The organism is Bremerella volcania, assembly GCF_007748115.1.
GTDB lineage: Bacteria > Planctomycetota > Planctomycetia > Pirellulales > Pirellulaceae > Bremerella > Bremerella volcania.
Window position 1 is genome coordinate 6,146,867 of sequence record NZ_CP036289.1, and the last position, 19,899, is coordinate 6,166,765.

Sequence of the window (19,899 nt, forward strand, 5' to 3'; positions counted from 1 at the left end):
TTTTAAGTGCGTGCCGAAACTCCGTTTTCAAGATCACTATTGGCGTCGGCAGCTTCCTCGTCGGTGAAGTTGGCCGCTACCGGTTTGACTTCCGCCTCGGAGCCATCGGCATCCGAGTTATCTGCTTTCTCATGCAGCAATTGAATGAAACGGCGAGCCGTCTTCCCTAACTCTTTCCCTTGCCGGGTCACGATCCCCAGCGGACGGAACAGGGGGGCTCCTTCGATAGGCACCGCCACGAGCGAACCGGTTTCCAATTCACGTGTTACCGTGTCGATTGGCAACAATCCAAAACCGGCATCGATCTCGATGGCCCGCTTAATCGTCTCGATGTTGTCAAATTCCATGACAACTTGAACGTCGGCCCCGGCAGAGGAGAGCACGAAGTCGATTTCGCGACGAATCTGCAAACGGGTATCGAAGCCCACCATGCGGCGGCCATCGAGTTCGTCAAGCCAGATCGTTTCCCGATTGGCTAGTTCGCAGCCAGGGGCGCAGACGAGGAACATCGGTTCCTCTCGCCACATATCGACTTTGATGCTCTTGGATGTCTTTGGGTAGCTAACCAATCCAAAGTCGACCTGATCGGTCTCGACCAACTGCACCACCGTGTCGGGATGATGATATTGGAGACGTACATTCGCTTTGGGATGCTTGCCTAGGAATTCCTGCACGCAGGCATTCATATGGCTGAGACCTACGGAATAGATCGAAGCAATGGTTACCTGTCCGGCAAGCTCCTTATGGAACGTGCGGACGTCCTCTTCCAAGGCGTAATATCGCTGAACCAGTTGACGGCAGCCTTGGTAGTAGAGTTCGCCTTCGGCAGTCGGAACCAAGGGACGCTTTGAGCGATCGATCAACTTCACCCCCAGACGTTCCTCCAATTGGTGCACGACCTGGCTTGCGCCAGATTGCGAAATGCCGTTCTCGTCCGCAGCTCTTGAAAAGCTGCGCTGACCGACAACGTCGCAGAACACCTTGAGGGACTTTACGTGCATAAACGTCTTCAGGAAGTGAAGGGGGAACTATGCGGAATTTAGATACTGGTGAAATCCAAGATTAAAATCCAAAATGTAAGGTTATTGATCCCAGCCCCCAACGTCAAGCATGTCGAGGTTTAATTTCCCTAAGTTTGCAACCGATAAAAAGCAGCAATTCACGTAAGTTGTGATGTGGTCATAAATTAGCCACGCAAGATGCAGCCCATTATCCGCCCTCTTCGGGGAATAGCTGCGTGTTATTTTCCGTTAAGGTTTGGCGCCTTGAAAAGTGCTAGCAGTTATCGGCGCATGAAAAAGGCACGTACTGGGACGTGCCTTACATTACGGAGGCTGAACTTAGGGTACCCTGCATCTGATGCTGAGTGAAACGTACGGCAGGTTTTGTCAGGAAAACATGGCCGTAAAAATAGAAATTAGCGCAGCCTGCGCACACATACGACTTCGCGCAGATTGTGTTTCTACGGCGCTTTGTTGGGAACATACTGGTGATCGCGCTTGCGGATCACTTCGGCCTTCAGAATTCGATCGGCAGTCGGTACCGAAAGTCCGCCAGGTTCGCGACGGGTGAGCTTGGAAAGAACGTCCTTCCCTTCGATCACGCGGCCAAACACGGTGTGCTTACCATCGAGATGCGGCGTTGCCTGGAAGGTCAGGAAGAACTGGGACCCGCCGGTATTCTTACCAGCGTGAGCCATGCTGAGGGTGCCTGAAAAGTGATCTCGGGCATCCTTGTTGTAGCATTCGCAGAAGATATGGTATCCAGGTCCGCCGCTTCCATCTCCCTGGGGATCGCCCCCTTGAGCCATGAAGTGAGGTAGAACCCGGTGGAAGGGAAGGCCATCGTAAAACTTCTTCTCGACCAGATTCACGAAGTTGCCGACCGTGTCGGGTGCCTCGTTCTCGTAAAGTTCTATTACCATGTCTCCCTGGCTGGTCGACATCTTCACGCGGGGAAGATCGTCCGCTTCGGCTTCCTTCTTCCGCAGTTCTTCCTCGCGGGCCCACTTTTCCTTAAGCTCGGTCGCCATGACTCCATTCTGGCCGACGCGATCATCGATCGGCAGCATCTTTTCCTTCAGCTTCTTGAATGCCGTTTCAGCTTCTTCGAAGTGGTCGGTCCCGAAGGCGGCGACGACCTGATCGGCCAGCAGTTCGTTTTCGTCGAACCCATTGTCCAGCAGCAGGTGGACCAGGCGATAACCGCGTGGGTAGTCATCCTTTTCCAGGGCGTCGGCCAAGACCTTAGCCAGAAAGAGCTTCGCGTCTTGATCGTCCGGCGAGGCTTTCAAACGCTGAACCGCGGCATCCTCAATCTTCGGCAACAAAGCCATCCCTTGATCCAGGACTTCGCTGTACTCCTTGCGGAGCTTGGGCAGGTCTTTCTCCGGTGCCAGTCGATAGGCTTGTTGAATCCGGCGAAGCTCGGTGATGATCACCTTCCACTCCCCCATCATTTTGTCGAAATCGTCTTTTTCCCCAGCAGTGGCAGGCGCTTCGGCCTCGGCTGCCGCCCCGTCCGAAGCCTGGGCCAAGAGCGTGGCGGGAACGAAACCAATCAACAGTAAGGCGAAACATAACATTCGGGCAGGCATTCAACGAACTCCTATTTCACTGCAAGCCCTGTCAGGGCGCATCTGGGGGGGCGAACTCAATCTCCCGATTCTTTAGTACCGCTGGCCAGGGGTCAAGCAGCGGTAAGCCAGTTTAGGTAGGTAACGGCCAGGAATTCACTTCATCTTGAAGACCGCACGCCAACCGGTCACGTGCGGCAAGGCTTCGGCGAAACGCTCGCTATGCTCCTGGACCGGCTCGACCGTGTAAAAGACGTCTGGCTTGAGAAACTTCACGATCTTCAGCAGCTTGCCGACCTCTCGTCGCGAGCAACGCACATAGATCAGATCGACCGGACCTTCGACACCTTCCCCCTCGAAGGTCGTCGCCCGATAGCCGCTTTTCCGCAAGGCTCTCACGATTTCGGCATCTTCTTCCGGGGCAATAATTCGAACCACCACCGAACCCAAAGCCAATCGTCGCTCGAGACCAATCCCAACGGCGTTCCCCAACGCGAATCCACCGGCATAGGCGACCATCAAAATGGGACTGTCCGAGACTCCCATGATGACCTGCGATAGGGCTGCGATCCAAATCAGAACTTCAAAGAACCCTAACATGACCGATAGGCCCATCCGCCCTTGAACGACACAGATCGTGCGCAAGGTCCCAATGGACACGTCGACCATCCGAATCAGGAAGATCAACAGCGCCAAAACCCAGGGAGAAAGTTCCGAAAGCCATTCCATTTGACGACGACCGATGGGGTGTGAACCGAAATTGAAGCGACATATTCTATCGCCGGCCTGGTCGTCCGGGGATAGCAGAAAACCGGGCATGTTTTCGGAAGACGGCCACCCGTATCCAACGGTTCACCGCGACCTGCCAGAGTAAGAAGTTTTTCGAAATTTGTGCGCATTGAGTAAGAACGCCATTCGATGTCCGCAAAATGGTCGACTGCTCATCGAAAGGGTCGAAAAGGGGACTAGAATCGCGCTTCAGACACCGTTGGCTGGCGCCGGCGCGAACGGTTCGATTCAGCCCGTCTCAATCCATTTAAAACGATCGGAGGTCCCGATGTCTCTCTTACGTCGCTCTTTCCTACAGACTTTGTTTGGTGGCAGCCTGGCCATGACCGGCGGCATTGCCTTGGCCGAGGAATCCAACTCGACTGCTTCGACAACCGATCGCCCCTTCACGGCTGCCTTCCTGACCGATACCCATCAGCCAGCCGGCAACGGAGAAGTCATGAAGAAGGTCGAACGGCTCCTGACTGAGATCCAATCCCGCGAAGAAGCCCCTGGGCTGTTCGTCTTTGGCGGAGACAACGTCATGGCCGTCGATGGGGGCCAATCGGACCAACAGACCGACGTCCAATTCCAGCAGTGGAAAGAGAACGTCATCGACCGGCTGATGGTGCCCAGCGTCAGTTGCATCGGCAATCACGACATCCGCTGGAAAGACCACGCCAAAGACCAACCGGAAAGCTACCAGGAAAAGAAGCGCGCTGTCGAAACGTTCGGCATGCCGTCAAGATACTATGCGGCCGAGCATGGCGGTTGGCAGTTCTTTCTGCTCGATACGTTCCAGTATCAGGGATGCGAGATCGACGAGGCTCAGTGGAAGTGGTTCGAGGAAGAACTTGCCAAGAGCGACAAGCCAGCCTGCGTCGTCACCCATGCACCATTGATGTCGGTGACGCACTTCTACGAACCATCCACCGACAAGGGACTGGGCAAAGGATACGTCGTGCCGTCGGGATGGTCGCCTCAGAGACTGGCCGACCTGCGCACCCTGTTCCGCAAGCACCCTCGCGTGAAGCTGTGCCTGAGCGGACACATGCACACGGTCGATCGCGTCGACGTCGACGATACGACGTATATCTGCGGTGGAGCGGTCAGCGGGAACTGGTGGGGCGGAAAAGAATACCTGGGCTGTCCAGCCTGCTGGATCGAATTGAAGCTTTACCCCGATGGCAGCTGGTCGCACGAGCGGCACGCTTGGAGCTAATCCGAGAAGTCTCCCTCGCCACGGGCAACTCGGCTGACCGTGACCGTCACGCTGCGGTGATCGGAGCCCATCGGACCGCCGACGCTTCGCCCCCAGTAAGTTAAGTCATCGCTGATAAAAACGTGATCGAGCGAAAGGCCCAGCGGAAAGAGCGGCAGGACATACCAGGTGGGGGTCACGTTGAATGAAAGCTCGGTTCTTCGCAAACCGCTGGCTAGTTCAAAGTCATGAAAGAAGGGAGACCAGGGGGTCAAATTGAAATCGCCCAGGACGATCGTCGGCAGCCCCTCGAATTCCGGCTCTGGGTTTTGAACTCTCCTGGCCAACATTCGCAGGTGTTCATTGCGCGAGCGAAAGCCGCGGTCGCCCGTTGGGGGCAATGGATGCGTTCCGATGACTCGATATGACGCTCCTTTCACATCCACGACGGCTTCGATCGAAGCAATCCCTTCATTCAGGCGAAAGATTCGCGAATGCGTGATGGGGTAACGCGAGTACAGCCCCATGCCAAAGTTCCCCCGGTCGTCCGGATGAACGACCTGGTACGCGTAATCTGCTTTCGTGGCCGCTTCAATTTCCGCCGCCCACGCGGAATCGATTTCTAACACGACGAAGACGTCGGGATCGTCACGCAGGATTTCCGTTAGTGCCAGGTCGAAGTTTCGATTGCTCGAGAGCACGTTACCAACCGAAACTTTCATCACTTGCCGGAGGTCGGGCGATCCGCCAACACGTTCTAACCCAGGCAAAAACCATGGCGCATGCACGAGGAAACAAGCCACGGGAACGGAAAGCCAGACCCACCGTCGGTAGATCGCACAGATGGCCACCAAAACCAAGGCCACAAGAGCTTGCTGAACCCGTAGGTTCGCTAGAAGATCCCAGATCCAATAGATGCGAGCAAAGCCTGATAGAAGAGTTGCCGCTGCAAGCAGGACGACCAACAAGCAAGAGTAACGCCAAAGACGAGCAATAAGGAATTGCTTCCACGACCTCGCAGCTTGTGACTCGGTCGTTTCACCGGCGATCACGATTCGATCTCGTACTCTTTCAGCTTCTTGTGAAGCGTATTGCGGTTGATGCCCAGGCGTGTGGCGGCCTTGGTTTGGACGTTGGCACACGAAGACATGACCTGCACGATCAGCTCTTTCTCAACGCGATTAACTACGCGTGAATGCAGGTCTTCCGCTTCCGGATCGGCATCTTGCAGGCCCTGCTGAACGACTTCAAAGGCCAGCGTATCGAAGTCGGCCACACCGCGGCCGAGACTCATCGCCGAGCGGTTATCACCACTGCGAATCTCAGGCGGTAGCAGGTCAATGGCCAGTTCGTCCCCTTCGGCCAGAACGACGGCGCGTTCAACGTAGTTCTGCAGTTCGCGAACGTTGCCTGGCCAGTTGTGGTCCTGCAGTGCTTCCATCGCTTCGCGCTGGATGTGAACCACGTGGCGATCGTTGACTTCGCTATAGACGTTCAGGAAGTGGGCGACCAGTTCCGGGATGTCTTCGCGGCGTTCGCGCAGGGGTGGAATTCGGATCGGAACGACATTGAGCCGCCAGTACAAGTCTTCGCGGAACTTCCCTTCGCCGACTTCTTCCAGCAGGTGTCGGTTACTCGCCGCAATGACGCGGGTATCGACCCGGATCGTGGCCGTGTCACCGACGCGCTCGAATTCGCGTTCTTGCAGCACACGCAGCAGTTTTACCTGCAGGTGCAGCGTCGTAGAGTTGATTTCGTCGAGAAAAATACTGCCGCCATGGGCTGCTTCAAAACGACCGGTACGATTACCGATTGCCCCGGTAAACGCCCCGCGAACGTGACCGAACAGTTCGCTTTCGAGCAGGCTTTCACTTAAAGCACCGCAGTTCACCTTCACGAACGGGCCTGACGCACGTTGGCTCAGGCGGTGCACCGACGAGGCGATCATTTCCTTACCGGTACCTGTTTCCCCCAACAGAAGCACCGAAGCATTCGTCTGGGCAACTTTACGCGTGAGACGATAGACGTCCCCCATGGCCTTACTCGATCCAATCAGGCCAGGGATGGGCGGTTCGTACCCTAGGGGTGCGTAGTCCTGCGTGTAGTTGGAAGTCGTTTCGGAATACAGTCCCATTGCTAACCTACGGGCCGATCTTGGCCGGTTGGTCGAAACGAACGTCTTGGGTCGGCGCCTCGATGATGTCCAGAATTTTGCCTCGCACGGCCTGCGTCTCGGAGTCCAATTCCTCCGAGGCGTTATAGCGGTCGTACTGGGCGACGATCTGATCTTTGGTGAGGAGTATACCGCGACGTTCAATCGCAGCCTTCAACGCATCGGCACATGCCTGACGCAGGGCAACAGGGTTAAAGGGGTCGCTGGCATAATCCACCAAAGCGGTCTGTGCGGCCGGCGTACCAAGTTTGCCAAGCAGCTTGGCAACATTCGCAGCGACGTTCTGGTCCATCAGACGGCGAACGGCAATCTCTTCGACTTTCAGAAAATTGTAGAAGTCATACTGGTCGGCAGCATCAAGCATGCGGCTGATTTCGGCGATCGCGAATTCGGCATCGGCTTCGCGTTCGTCGGCTGGAACCAGCAATCGTCCCTGGGAAAGATAAAGCTGCTTCAGTTGAAAGACGAAGCCTTCGATGTCGTTCGGACGAATCATGACGACGGTCAGGGGATCGTCCTTGGTTCGCAGTTGATAATGAACCACTTCACCAATCGGTGCGATGATGCCAATCGGCAAGTCGGCCGTTCGGCGATCTTTTCGAAGAATCTGAACCGTCTCCATCATCGCTGGCAGAGCCAATGGCTTGCTGATGAAGATGGCTTCGACGTCGGGCGAGGCATAAGCCTCTTTGAAGAATTCCCGGCCCCCGGGCGTGACGACCGGTTCGAGTTGAAGTTCTGACAACAAGCCGGCCATGCGTTGGGCATTTTGTTGATGAAGCTCACCCAAGAGGATATTCCGCTTCCCCTGGGCCGAGGCCATGAAGCCCAGCGTATCCAACAGTTCCGCCGAACCGGCGTAGGGGGTCTTGGGATCGATCGTCAGGATCGCCTTCGCAGCAGCCCTGCGAACACGATAAACCGGAGACTGCAGCGCCGAAGCCAACGGGCTGAGTTTTCCTTCTAATGCAATCAGCAGGTCCGCGTTCTTCGTCGCGCCGATCTGCTCGCAGGCAACGACCGCGGCCTGGGAGAACTTACGATCTTCCAGGGCCTTGGTGAGGGCTGATTGCAGCAGTTCGACACCATGCTGGTCGACCAACTTCTGGAGTACGGCGTCGGTCTCACCGAGGACACCCATACGCTGCATGGCGGCCAGCGCCGCTTGAACCTGCACGTCCGCATTGGTCTCGTCCATGGCATACAGATCACGAAGCAATTGCCCCGCGGTAATCACTTCCGCATCGGCCAATGGGACAGGCGTCATGACGACTTGATTCTTCGCGGCATCCCACGTCCACAGGTCGACCAGGCCATCTTCGTTGACCGCAAACATAGGACCTTCGCCAAGATACATCTTGACCCGCTTGGCCAGGTAGGCTTTGACGTCCTCTTCGGTCGGTCGCGATTGGACCGTGGCATCCAGGTATTCACCGATCGCCGATCGCAGTTGATCGTCGTCGGTCAGCACATAGGCCCCCACCAGGAATTGCGTGGCCTGGGTCAAGTCCAGTTCCTTGGCAACGTCAACCAACTGAGCCACCAGCAGTGGATTGGAACTGTCGAGAGCGGCGAGAAGCGGACCGTGAATCGACCGATCAAGACGAACCAGCATCCGCTTGGCGGCCGGGCGAACGGCGTCTCGGCTTGGGTCGGCCAGCACGGCGAAGAGAGGATTGGCGGCGGCCGCACCAGCGTTCATCAATTGCCGGGCGGCTTGCTTGCGAACGACCTCGTCCTTATCGATCAATTGATCGACAAGCTGATTCAGCCGCGCCGGATCTTTGAAGTACGTATCGAGCTTCGTCAGCAGCATCGTAGCTGCTTTGGCCCCTTCCGGCTGCAGGGAATCGATCGATTGCAGGCGGAAGATCCGCCCTGTGCCCAGCTTTTGCTGTGCAGCCAAAACTTCGTCTTCGGCGGGATCGTTTTGAATCAGCTTGTTCAGGTAGGCTTTGCCTAAGTCACCTCGACCAAGATCGGCCGAGAGAATGGCCGCATTGATCAGTTGCTCGGCCGTGGTCGGATTCGATTCCTTGATTGCTTGAATCGCAGCCGTATCGACGGGAACGGCAGGCGCAGGCTGTTCCGGTTGCTGAGCCAGGGCATCGCAGGCGATGACCGAACCAACAAAAAGCACGATCGTAAAAGCAATCTTAGGAAAACGTTGCATCTGATTTTCGCAAGGTTAGTGGGGTGGCATTTCGGACGAAAATGCCCGTTCCTTGGCAAGAAACAATCCTGAGCGGTCAGCTCAATTCTAATTGCTCCTTCCAGCGAACCACTTGCTTTTTCACCATGTCAGGCGAGGTTGAGCCATAACTTCGGAATGCAGCAACCGCTCGCTCCACTCCCAAGACGTCATAAACAGATTTATCCAACGAATCGTTAACGGCCGTAAAATCCTCGATCGGCAATTCGGCCAGACGGCATCGCTTTTCCATGGCCTTGCCTACCAGGCTGCCGATTTGATGATGGGCCGTTCGCTGGGGAGTCCCTTTGCCGATCAAGTACTCCATCAGCGTGGTCGCATCGAGGAAGCCGTCTTCCAGCCGCGAGTTGATCGACTCCGTATTCAATGTCGCGCCTTCGACAATCGAAGCGGTCAGGTCTAAGGACCGGTGAACCGTATCGACCGAATCGAACAGACGCTCTTTGTCCTCTTGCAGATCCCGGTTGTAGGCCAGCGGCAGTCCCTTAATGAGGACCAGCAGCGACTGCAAGTTCCCAATCACCCGAGCTGTTTTCCCGCGAATAAGTTCACAGACGTCCGGGTTAATCTTCTGCGGCATGATCGAACTGCCGGTGCAGAACTGCTGGGGAACCTGGATGAACTTGAATTCCACGCTCGACCACAACACCCATTCGTCGGCCCAGACGCTCAGATGCTCGGCGATCATTGTCAGGACGAACGCGTACTCCACCAGGAAGTCCCGATCACTGGAAACATCGATGCTGTTGGCCGCAACTCCCTCGAATCCCAACCGCTTGGCTACGTTTTCGCGATCGATCGGAATGGTGGTGCCCGCCAAAGCGGCGGTGCCCAAGCTGCATACGTTGACGCGACGACGGCAGTCGGCCAGACGCTCGCGATCGCGCTGGAACTTCTCGGTGTAAGCCAGCCAATAGTGCGGGGCCAGCACCGGCTGTGCCCGCTGCATGTGCGTGTAGGCTGGTAAAATAATGTCCATATCCGCGTCGCAGCGACCGACGAACGCGATTTGCAACTGTTTTAGCAATCGATCTGTTTCGTCGATGGAATCGCGAATCCAAAGCCGGGCGTCGGTCGAGACCTGATCATTTCGACTCCTGCCGGTGTGCAATTTGCGCCCAACATCTCCCAAGCGATCGACTAACGCGCTCTCGATGTTCATATGAACGTCTTCCAGCTTTTCATCGAACTGGAAGTCACCGTTTTCGATCTCGCCCTTAATCAGCGCAAGGGCCGTGGTGATCTGGGCTGCCTCTTCACTAGTCAACACACCCACATCGGCAAGCATCTCGGCGTGGGCGATCGAACCGCGGATGTCCTGGGCGTACAGTCGGTGGTCGAAGCTGATGCTTTCGGTAAACTTTTCGACCCGAGAGTCGACTGTGGAGTGAAACACTCCACTTTGAGAGGGACTGTTCCGGGACAAGGTTGCCTCAGAATTATGCAAGGGTTGGCGTGTACAGAGAATCGTAAACCACTTAAATGCTAAGTGGATCGGAAACTACTGTCAACGCGTCACACTAGGGGCTGCGCAGTTATTAAGCATCGCAACAAACGAAATTGCATCCTTTGATCGATACAGCCGGAATGATGCGCGCAATCCTGGGAAATTTGGAAGCTTCTAGGACATCGTGTTATTTCCCGCAAACTGTCTCGCCAAGTCACTGCCCACGTTCGACGCAGCCCGTTTCCGAATTGCGTGAAGACGAATCCATCGGATCCATCAATCGGCCTAAACCCCCAAGACGTAATCAGTTGTCTCGGCAGAATCGCCTCCCCTGGCGTCAACCTAGTGGAAATGGACGCGAATTGGTCGACGGCGCTTTTTTGAATGCCAAGGTCGCGCCCCTTGTTATCGCGTCGATCGTGCGGTTAAATTGGTGGGATTTTGCACTACAAGTTCATGAAGACAGGGGTCAGTGCGCGCCTGTCACCGCCCTCACTTCAGCCAAGTACGAGAACCCCCAGTGCCGCGACGCGACGATATCAAAAAGATCTTGATCATTGGTTCCGGTCCTATTGTGATCGGTCAGGCCTGCGAGTTCGACTATTCCGGCACCCAGGCCTGCAAAGCGCTTCGAGAAGAAGGTTACGAGGTGGTGTTGGTCAACTCCAACCCAGCCACCATCATGACCGACCCGGACACGGCCGATTCGACCTACATCGAACCGCTGACCGTCGACATCCTGGAAAAGATCATCGCCAAAGAAAAGCCATGTGCCTTGCTGCCCACGCTAGGTGGCCAGACAGGGCTGAACCTGGCCATGGATCTCGACAAGCACGGAATTCTGGAAAAGTACGGCGTCGAAATGATCGGTGCCCGGGCCGACGTCATCGCCAAGGCGGAAGAACGCGAACAATTCAAGCAGGCCATGGGCAAGATTGGTCTGGAAGTCTGCAAGGGGGCCACGGTCCATACCGTTGCCGAAGCTCGGGCCGTGCTGGATGAAGTGGGCCTGCCGGCGGTCGTTCGCCCCAGCTTCACAATGGGTGGTTCCGGCTCCAGCATCGCGTACAACCGTGAAGAGTTCGACTCGCTGGTTCGCAACGGTCTCGATCAATCGCCGGTCACCGAAGTGCTGATCGAAGAATCGATCATCGGCTGGAAAGAGTACGAGATGGAAGTGATGCGTGACCGCGACGACAACGTCGTAATCATCTGCTCCATCGAAAACTTCGATCCGATGGGCGTGCACACCGGCGACAGCATCACCGTCGCCCCGGCCCAAACGCTGACCGATAAAGAATACCAACGCATGCGTGACGCCTCGCTGGCGGTCATTCGCGAGATTGGCGTCGAGACTGGCGGCTCGAACATTCAGTTCGCTTGCGATCCGAAATCAGACCGCATGATCGTCATCGAGATGAACCCCCGCGTGAGCCGCAGCTCGGCGTTGGCTTCCAAGGCGACCGGCTTCCCCATAGCCAAGATCGCCGCCAAGCTGGCCGTGGGTTATCGTCTGCACGAACTGCCCAACGACATTACCCGCGAGACGCTGGCCTGCTTCGAGCCTTCGATCGACTACGTCGTCACCAAGATTCCTCGCTTCGCCTTCGAGAAGTTCCCCGAGGCCGACAGCACGCTGACCACTCAGATGAAAAGCGTCGGCGAAACGATGGCAATCGGCCGCACGTTTAAGGAGTCGTTCCAGAAAGCGCTGCGTGGCCTGGAAGTGGGCCGCTTCGGTTTCGGCTGCGACGGCAAAGACCTGTGGGGTACGGACGAACAGCCAGCCGACGACGAAATCCGCGCGAAGCTCTCGAAGCCCAATGCCGAGCGTCCCTGGTACATCCGCTACGCACTCAAGTCTGGCATGACGGTCGCCCAGTTGTACGATATCACCGGCATCGACCCGTGGTTCGGCGATCAGATGATGCAGCTTGTCGAATACGAAGACGAACTGGCCGCGATTGGTTCGATCAGCGAAATCACCGACGAGCAGCTCTTGAAAGCCAAACGCTGGGGTTTCTCCGACCGCCAACTGGCGACCCTGCTCCACAGTAGTGAGATGGAGGTCCGCGGCGAGCGAAAGAAACGCGGCATCACCGCGATTTACAAGTCGGTCGATACGTGCGCCGCTGAATTTGAAGCCTACACGCCGTACTATTACTCGACCTACGAAATCGAAAACGAAGTCCCTGCCAAGAATCCGGAACAGAAACGGATCATGATTCTGGGTGGCGGTCCTAACCGAATCGGCCAGGGGATCGAGTTCGATTACTGCTGCTGCCATGCTTCATTTGCCCTGAAGGAACTAGGCATCGAATCGGTGATGGTCAACAGCAACCCGGAAACGGTCAGTACCGACTACGACACTTCCGACTTGCTGTTCTTTGAACCGCTGACGACCGAAGACGTCTTGAACATTTGCGACGTCGTTCAGCCCGATGGCGTCATCGTTCAGTTCGGCGGTCAGACGCCGCTGAACCTGGCCCGCGGTCTGGCCAACGCTGGCGTGCCGATCATCGGGACCAGCGTCGATACGATCGATGCCGCCGAAGACCGCGAACAGTTCCAGCAGCTGCTCAATCGCTTGAACCTGAAGCAGCCAGCCAACGCGATTGCCCGCAACATGAGCCAGGCCCGTGCTGAAGCAAGCAAGGTTGGTTACCCGGCACTGGTTCGCCCCAGCTTTGTGCTCGGCGGCCGCGCGATGGAGATTTGCTACGACGACAAGCAGTTCGAGCGATTCGTGGCCGAAGCGTTTCTGGTCGCCCAGGGACAACCGGTGCTGATCGACCGCTTCCTGGAAGATGCTACCGAAGTTGACGTCGACTGCATCAGCGACGGCGAGAACGTCATCGTCTCGGGCGTGATGGAACACATCGAAGAAGCAGGCGTGCACAGTGGTGACTCGGCCTGCGTGATTCCACCGTACAGCTTGCCGGGACCGATCGTGCAGGAAATTCGCGAGGCGACCATCGCCATGGCGAAGTACTTGAAGGTCGTGGGCCTGATGAACGTTCAGTTCGCCGTGAAGCAGGAAGATGGCGTCACCAACGTTTATGTCCTGGAAGTGAATCCTCGTGCCAGCCGGACGGTGCCGTTTGTCGCCAAGGCAACCGGCATGCCGGTCGCTAAGATCGCCGCCAAGGTGATGACGGGCTGCACGCTGCCGGAACTAGGCATCACCGGCGAACCGATCCCGGCACACGTTTCGATCAAAGAGTCGGTCTTCCCGTTCCGCAAGTTCGCTGGCGTCGACATTGTGCTCGGCCCCGAAATGCGATCGACCGGTGAAGTGATGGGGATCAGCGAACGGTTCAGCCTGGCGTTCGCCAAGTGCCAGCTGGCCGCCGGCGTGTTGCTTCCGCAACCGGAAGACGGCAAGATCTTTGTCAGTGTCTCCGGACGTCACAAGGATCAGATCGCCGACATCTCGGCCCGTCTGCGAGACATGGGTTACGAGCTTCTCGCCACCGACGGTACGGCCCGCCGACTGGAAGAAGCTGGCGTGCCTGCCCAGCGGATCAAGAAACTGGCAGAAGGTCACCCGAACCTGCTGGACCTGATGATCGACGGTGCCGTTTCCCTGGTGATGAACACGCCCAACGGCAAAGGTGCCCGAACCGACGAAGGCCGCATCCGCGCCGCCGCCGTCCAACATGGCATCCCCTGCATCACCACCATCCAAGCCGCCGAAGCCGCCACCAAGGCGATGGAAGCGCTGCGGCAGGAAGAGATGGAAGTCGAATCGCTGCAAGACCGCTTCAAGCAGGTGAAGATTCATCAGACGACGTAACATGTCGTTTCCGCAGTGAACCATCACAGACGCCAGGGCAGTCAACAAATGCCCTGGCGTTTTTTATTTCTTGGCCAGTCACATTCTTCAATAACCACAACATGCGGGTTCGATGCAACTCCAAGTGAAAGCTTACAATTATCGTGTGGATAACGAATGAACGCGTAATAGAGAGAACCTTTAAAGCGTGTTTATGTCTCATCACATGAGAGTTGTTGCCAAAATTCTACGCTTCTGAACGCCGCCAAACGCATTCACTGAATCCGCACTTCAAGGTATCTGACCATGGACATCCTCAAGCACAATCGCGAAGCATGGAATCGCCTGGTGCAGGAAGAAGATCGCTGGACGATTCCCGTTCCCGCTGAAAAGATTGCCCAGGCCAGGGCAGGGGAGTGGTCGCTGGGGCTTACGCCGACCAAACGCGTTCCAAGAAACTGGTTCCCAGAGGAGCTTTCCGGCGTGAAGATTTTGTGCCTGGCCTCGGGCGGTGGGCAGCAAGGGCCGACCCTTTCGGCGGCCGGGGCGGATGTGACGGTGTATGACAACTCACCCCAGCAGCTCGGCCAAGACCAGCTTGTCGCCGAGCGAGAAGGGCTGTCACTCAAGACCGTGCAAGGAGACATGGCGGATCTCGGCGTCTTCGCCGATGCGTCGTTCGACCTGATCTTTCATCCTTGTTCAAACTGCTTTGCCGAGAACATTTTGCCGGTGTGGCGCGAGGCATTTCGTGTGCTTCGCCCTGGCGGGACGCTTTTGGCCGGCATTTGCAATCCGGTGCGATTTATCTTCGATGAAGCTGCCCAGGACCAGCGCGCTGAGTTGGTCGTGCGTCACAAGATTCCCTACGCGGACATGACCCACTTGAGTCCGGAGGAACTCGATAAGGTACTCAAGACGCAACCACTCGCTTTTGGACACACGCTAGAAGATCAGCTTGGCGGTCAGATGGCGGCCGGGTTTCACCTGGTCGAACTGCTGGAAGATCGCTGGGGCGAGGACGATTTGATTTCCCGCTACCTGGACACCTTCCTGATGACCCGAGCCCTCAAGCCGGAACATTAGTCGAGCTCAGGCAGTGGCGTCGCGGCTTGAGTTTGCTCTTGCATCAACTTCCTTACCGAGGCGTAGGCCGACTCCCATTGCCCGTCGCTGGCCTGCTGGGCGATCCCTTTTAGCCAGGCTGCTTCGTAGGATTGCAGTTCGCCATCCTGCGCAGACTGGTCGATCATCTGCGTGATCTTAGCAACCTTGGCCTCATCTTTTCCGTTGCACGCCGAGCCCAACGCCATCGCATAGTCGTATCCTTTCCGGCTGATTTCGCCGAAGGTCGGACGCGTCAGCCAGTAGATGACTACCGCGACGATCAGCACGGCCGCGACCCCAATACCGGCCAAAGTTCCTTTGGAAAAATCCATGCTTAGAATCCCCTCGACTTGATGACTTCCCCTTCGTTCATGCTCGCCATTTCAGCGGCCAGAATCAGGTCGATTGTTTCGGGCTGGAAACTGACCGAGCCGTCGCCGAATAGAACATTCCCGCCGCCTGGGTGCTCGGAGTACATCTGCCCCACGTGCAGCGTCGGGAAGTTAATGGGATGAATGATGGGATCGCCGGTAATGTCGAGTTCGCCGCCGGATGGTCCGACATGCATCATGACGAGCGTGGCCGCGGCATCGGGACCATTTTCAGGCGTGGAGTATCGTGGGTGCGTGAATGCCCCAGGAATGACGCCGACCCAAGTCTTGTCGCTGAGTTTCGAGGAGTGCTCGCTGATGAACAGGGTGTTGGTCGTTCCATCGGTAACATCACGAAAGCCGACCTTCGAGTTTCGGTAGAATGGCCCGTCGGCGACCTTCGACGCATCACCATGAATCTGAACCGTGGTGGTGGCACCGGTATAGATATTGGTAAACACCGGGCCACTGGCCGACGAACCGCAGTCTCCCCAGCACGACTCTTGCCCATGACTGGCGATGTAATGCGACCGACCTACGACAATCGAACTGCCAAACCGCGATAAGGCATTCCCGGAACTATCACGAACCGTAAAGGGATCGTGCTCGCCGCTGGACGATGGGCACAGATAGGCTTCCAGCTTGGTGTTGATAAAAGGCCGATTCGCCGAATCCCAGATGGGCTGTCTCATATTCAGCGAATCAGTAATGGTGCGCTGCTCCATGAAGGGAAGGATCAATGCGGCCCAGCCCCAACCAGGGGCGGCATCCCATGTATCGGAATCGATCGAAGCCCAGGCCGGCCCGTTGCCATCACGCGTCTTGTAGCTGACGTATCCCGAGGGAAAGACTTGATGGGTGGAAGCATAATTATGGATGGCCAGCCCGATCTGTTTGAGGTTATTGGTGCACTGCATCCGCCGAGCCGCCTCCCGGGCCTGCTGCACCGCCGGCAATAGCAAGGAAATCAACACTCCGATGATGGCAATAACCACCAACAACTCGACCAAGGTAAACCCACGACGCGAATTATTCATTTGAGCAGACCTTCCCCAGCAATTGCCAAAAATCAAAGTTCATTTTTTTGAGAGCATCATTTTAGTTTTGGACTAATCAAAAATCTACTGCCGACAGCACCCGTTTGTCAATAGCCAAACAATGCTTTTTGGTTAATCAAAAACTGCTCGTATGGCTATCGCCTTGGAACGAAGGTTGCGGATACTCAAGCCGGGAAGGCGAGGTTAGATTTTGGCGACAAACTCGAGGCCGACTTTGACCCGAATCTCGCCTGTTTCGAGATCGAAATAGATGACTCGGCCACTCGATCCACCGATGTGCTGAGCCAAGATGGGGATCTTCTGGAGTCTTAAAAGCTCGCAGGCCTTGTCGATGTTCTTACGACCCACTTCATGGGAAGAGCTCGAAACTTTGAACATATTCGAGCCGCCAGTAATCTTGGCGACGATCGCTCGACGTCGAGCGCCGTTTTTGGCCAATTGGTCCAACATCTCGGGAATAGCCGTATCGACAAAGCGGCCAGGCTGTTTGGTGCAACCTTGGCTGTCGCTGAGCATCGCATGCGCAAGGGCCCCGAGACGCGTCTCCTGACACCATAGCGAAATACCGACGCAGCTACCCAGCAACGTCTCCAGCACATTGGGTGCAGAGGAGGCAACAATCCCGGCCATAGGCACACGGATCGAGGTTTTGCTAAGGATTGCGGTAGCCATTTCGCGTTGTCCCTGTCCATTCGGCAATCGCGCCCCACACGGATACGGGGTGCGTCTAAATCTAGCTTACGATCACCGGCAGGGGACAACTGATGAGAATTTCTCGCCGTTTCCCGTCCTGGGAGAACAGCCTAATCTGCCAAACACAGCGATTATTCTGATCGAATCACTTGTGCGGGTTAAATGCCCGCCAGCTGAATTGGCTTTCCGGGCCAAAATGTCTCCGTTGAAATTCCGCGATATCTTGCTATTCCTCTACCGAAAAGTTGACTTTGCTTTGATTAATTGGTACTAAATAATTCACAACTTGCTGAGCCTCTGATAACCTCCGCTTGTTCACCCTTTTACGCATTCATAAAGAAGAATCATGGCCAAAAAGAAGGCGAAGGCGTCGGCTGCGGACGCTAATAAACGAGTTCCCCGCAAAGAGCCCTACGACAGTGATCGCATGAGCAATGTCGTGGAACGCCTGCGTGAGCAAGCGGGACGCATTTCGCAGTTGGCTCGCACGCTGGATGACGCCGACATTGATGAAGTCGTGATCGATGGCCATGCCATGCTCTTGCGCGGATTGAACCAGATCGACAACTTCGCCGACAACGCAGCACGTGCCGTACGCGAAGCCCGTACGATGAAGTTCGGCTAAGCGAAAAGCCCGTACCGCCTCAGAATAGATCTCTCTTCCTGAAGTTTCGCCGAGAGGTCTGACACTCTCTTTTTCCGCGCGGGGGAGCGAATGGCCGATAAGAAGGTCTCCTGGGCCGCGTGGGGCTGGTTGACTCTTTTGGCGCTTATGCTGGTCATCCCAATTCTGGGCGTGGCCATCGATCAGGCGTCCGTGCTGGGCTCTCTTCTCATTCCCGTGATCGCGGGCACCGTGCTCGGTGCATCGACATTACTGGCTGCGCTAACCATCAAGAACTTTCCCTGGTGGTGGTCGATCGCATTGGCCCTATGGGCATTGATGCTGGTGCTGTTTCACCGGCAGCTTGGGCTGCTGCTAACTGGAGGCGTGCTCGGGTGCATTCTGGTCGTATTTCGAGCGCCCTTATTGCAAGCCAGCCAGCGTATCGTTCGCTGGTATCTTAATCGTAGAAAATCAGAGACGCCTGATTGAGCACAATGAGCTAGTTCGAGGCCATATCGGCATCCGACTCTTGATCTTCATCGGCCATCGGTTTTTCATTCCACAGCATCTCGATCACTCGAAAACCTTCGGGATCGTGCTCTTTCAGTTCCGGCTTCACGAACGGATAAAAGTCGTTGGTCCCAAAATAGGCTTCCGTCAACTCAGAGAAGTATTCCTTTTCATCATCCATGGCGTAATGCTTCTTCTGCGAGCCATCGATGTGGCGTACCTTGTCGTACTTGCCTGACTTCTGGGCCGCTTGGAACGCTTCAACAATTCGCGAATCGTCATACCCAAACACCTGGTCATGGTAGCCGTGCGAGAGTTCGTGCAGCAGCATGAATGGTTGCTCTTTGGTCCACTGCAGGAACGTCTTCGCGCTGGCAACTTCGACCGCTTTGGCTTTCTCTGGCAGGAAACCATTATCAGTCAGCCAGTCGGCAGACACGTGGTAGCACGCACACGGATTCACTTTTGTGTTGTCGCTTTCGAGCCAGATCGGAATTTTTTGAAGCGCGGTGACGGCATGCTCTGGCAAGCGTCGCTGGATCTCGTAGAGCTGGTGGTCGATAAGCTCCAACAAGGCATCCCCGGTTTCCTTCTCTTCACGCAGCAAAGTCTTATGGACGAAGACGTCCCAGCCGCGGATGTTTTTCTGTTGGTAGGCACTGACAGGTTCTGGTTTAGCGGTCTCCTGGTTACTCGCTTCCGCTCCCAAGACTACCGCACAGATCACGAACCAATGCATTGACAGACTCCCTAAGAAACCAGGTAAACGGCTTGCTTCAGATTAGCCGAATGGTGACCAGCCTGCAAAATGAGCGTGACGAAGTCCCTGCTTACGATGCTGAATACTGCTCGGCGTATTCGACGACCCACAAATCGATCAGGTCACGAAAGTCGGCTTCGTCAACCTCGCTCAGCTTCTCAAAGTGCGTTCGATGAAACAGTTCTTTGTTGCGGATCATGGCTTTGCCAGAGAGTTCCAGCACACGCACTGACGAATAAGGCTTGACCGCTAACTCGATGCGGCTGTAGAGATTGCGACGCCTTCCACCAGTCAGATCGAGATCATCGCGAACGCAGGCCCCGCCCCATCCTTGATCGCCGAACAGCGTTTCATACTGGAAACCAGGGAAGTGATTGGGGAGCTTTTGCAGACACTTCTCGATGTAATCCGAGACCTTGAGACGCAATCGACTGTGCAGTTCTCGGCATTCCTCATCGGACATCGCTGCTTCCTCGGCAGCACGTCGCTTCGATTCGCTCCGTTTCTCACCGCGCTCGATGGCACGTTTCAGTCGATCTTCAAAGTCGGACATACGTCAGTCTTTCCCCTAGGCGAAACATGGCAATACGATCATTCCATTATTACGCCTGATCGCGGTAGGAAACACCACCGCTTTGAATG

At 56.0% G+C, this 19,899-nt stretch carries 17 protein-coding genes; 5 read left to right on the plus strand and 12 right to left on the minus strand.

From position 1 onward, the window contains the following. Window positions 1–2 precede the first annotated feature (2 nt). The 3 genes from Pan97_RS24580 to Pan97_RS24590 form a co-directional block, all read right to left on the minus strand. Window positions 3–1,001, minus strand: coding sequence for a LysR family transcriptional regulator (locus Pan97_RS24580; RefSeq protein WP_144977431.1), 999 nt, complete (start codon window positions 999–1,001; stop codon window positions 3–5). A 461-nt stretch (window positions 1,002–1,462) separates the two neighbouring features. Continuing rightward, entirely contained in the window at window positions 1,463–2,596 is a 1,134-nt protein-coding gene (locus tag Pan97_RS26960) for a peptidylprolyl isomerase (protein WP_196782211.1), read from the minus strand. 135 nt (window positions 2,597–2,731) lie between these two features. Further along, on the minus strand, window positions 2,732–3,394 hold the full coding sequence (locus Pan97_RS24590) for a DUF2179 domain-containing protein (RefSeq protein ID WP_144977434.1): 663 nt from the start codon (window positions 3,392–3,394) through the stop codon (window positions 2,732–2,734). Window positions 3,395–3,632: 238 nt separating this feature from the next. On the opposite strand from Pan97_RS24590, the gene Pan97_RS24595 reads away from it, so the two are divergent. Beyond that, a complete protein-coding gene (locus Pan97_RS24595) occupies window positions 3,633–4,565 on the plus strand; it encodes a metallophosphoesterase family protein (protein WP_144977438.1) in 933 nt (310 codons plus the stop codon). Here the strand turns inward: Pan97_RS24595 and Pan97_RS24600 are convergent. The 4 genes from Pan97_RS24600 to argH form a co-directional block, all read right to left on the minus strand. After that, on the minus strand, window positions 4,562–5,596 hold the full coding sequence (locus Pan97_RS24600; protein WP_144977440.1) for an endonuclease/exonuclease/phosphatase family protein: 1,035 nt from the start codon (window positions 5,594–5,596) through the stop codon (window positions 4,562–4,564). The genes Pan97_RS24595 and Pan97_RS24600 overlap by 4 nt on opposite strands. Continuing rightward, window positions 5,593–6,579, minus strand: a complete 987-nt coding sequence (locus tag Pan97_RS24605) for a sigma-54 interaction domain-containing protein (RefSeq protein WP_241676453.1) — start codon at window positions 6,577–6,579, stop codon at window positions 5,593–5,595. Before Pan97_RS24605 ends, Pan97_RS24600 begins: the two co-directional genes overlap by 4 nt. A 106-nt stretch (window positions 6,580–6,685) precedes the next feature. Then, a complete protein-coding gene (locus Pan97_RS24610) occupies window positions 6,686–8,890 on the minus strand; it encodes a HEAT repeat domain-containing protein (protein ID WP_144977445.1) in 2,205 nt (734 codons plus the stop codon). 76 nt (window positions 8,891–8,966) lie between these two features. Next, window positions 8,967–10,355 (minus strand): argininosuccinate lyase, encoded by a 1,389-nt coding sequence (gene argH / locus Pan97_RS24615; protein WP_144977447.1) that lies wholly within the window; start codon window positions 10,353–10,355, stop codon window positions 8,967–8,969. Between the two features lie 541 nt (window positions 10,356–10,896). On the opposite strand from argH, the gene carB reads away from it, so the two are divergent. Together carB and Pan97_RS24625 are read left to right on the plus strand one after the other, a co-directional pair. Further along, complete coding sequence (gene carB / locus Pan97_RS24620; RefSeq protein ID WP_144977449.1) at window positions 10,897–14,172, plus strand: carbamoyl-phosphate synthase large subunit; 3,276 nt, start codon at window positions 10,897–10,899, stop codon at window positions 14,170–14,172. Window positions 14,173–14,457: 285 nt separating this feature from the next. Beyond that, a complete protein-coding gene (locus tag Pan97_RS24625; RefSeq protein ID WP_144977451.1) occupies window positions 14,458–15,237 on the plus strand; it encodes a class I SAM-dependent methyltransferase in 780 nt (259 codons plus the stop codon). Here the strand turns inward: Pan97_RS24625 and Pan97_RS24630 are convergent. The 3 genes from Pan97_RS24630 to Pan97_RS24640 all read right to left on the minus strand — a co-directional run bounded on the left by Pan97_RS24630 (window position 15,234) and on the right by Pan97_RS24640 (window position 17,359). Continuing rightward, entirely contained in the window at window positions 15,234–15,590 is a 357-nt protein-coding gene (locus tag Pan97_RS24630; protein ID WP_144977453.1) for a hypothetical protein, read from the minus strand. The genes Pan97_RS24625 and Pan97_RS24630 overlap by 4 nt on opposite strands. A gap of 2 nt (window positions 15,591–15,592) precedes the next feature. Beyond that, complete coding sequence (locus Pan97_RS24635) at window positions 15,593–16,666, minus strand: DUF1559 domain-containing protein (protein ID WP_144977455.1); 1,074 nt, start codon at window positions 16,664–16,666, stop codon at window positions 15,593–15,595. 204 nt (window positions 16,667–16,870) lie between these two features. After that, window positions 16,871–17,359, minus strand: coding sequence for a chemotaxis protein CheD (locus tag Pan97_RS24640; RefSeq protein ID WP_144977457.1), 489 nt, complete (start codon window positions 17,357–17,359; stop codon window positions 16,871–16,873). Between the two features lie 367 nt (window positions 17,360–17,726). Between Pan97_RS24640 and Pan97_RS24645 the strand changes: the two genes are divergently transcribed. After that, window positions 17,727–18,005, plus strand: a complete 279-nt coding sequence (locus Pan97_RS24645) for a hypothetical protein (protein WP_144977459.1) — start codon at window positions 17,727–17,729, stop codon at window positions 18,003–18,005. Window positions 18,006–18,095: 90 nt separating this feature from the next. Continuing rightward, entirely contained in the window at window positions 18,096–18,476 is a 381-nt protein-coding gene (locus Pan97_RS24650) for a hypothetical protein (RefSeq protein ID WP_144977462.1), read from the plus strand. A gap of 10 nt (window positions 18,477–18,486) precedes the next feature. Here the strand turns inward: Pan97_RS24650 and Pan97_RS24655 are convergent, their stop codons facing one another. Further along, the gene (locus Pan97_RS24655; RefSeq protein ID WP_144977465.1) at window positions 18,487–19,236 is read right to left on the minus strand and encodes a hypothetical protein; all 750 of its coding nucleotides are present in this window, start codon (window positions 19,234–19,236) and stop codon (window positions 18,487–18,489) included. A 91-nt stretch (window positions 19,237–19,327) separates the two neighbouring features. Then, window positions 19,328–19,810, minus strand: a complete 483-nt coding sequence (locus Pan97_RS24660; RefSeq protein ID WP_144977468.1) for a hypothetical protein — start codon at window positions 19,808–19,810, stop codon at window positions 19,328–19,330. Window positions 19,811–19,899: the final 89 nt, after the last annotated feature.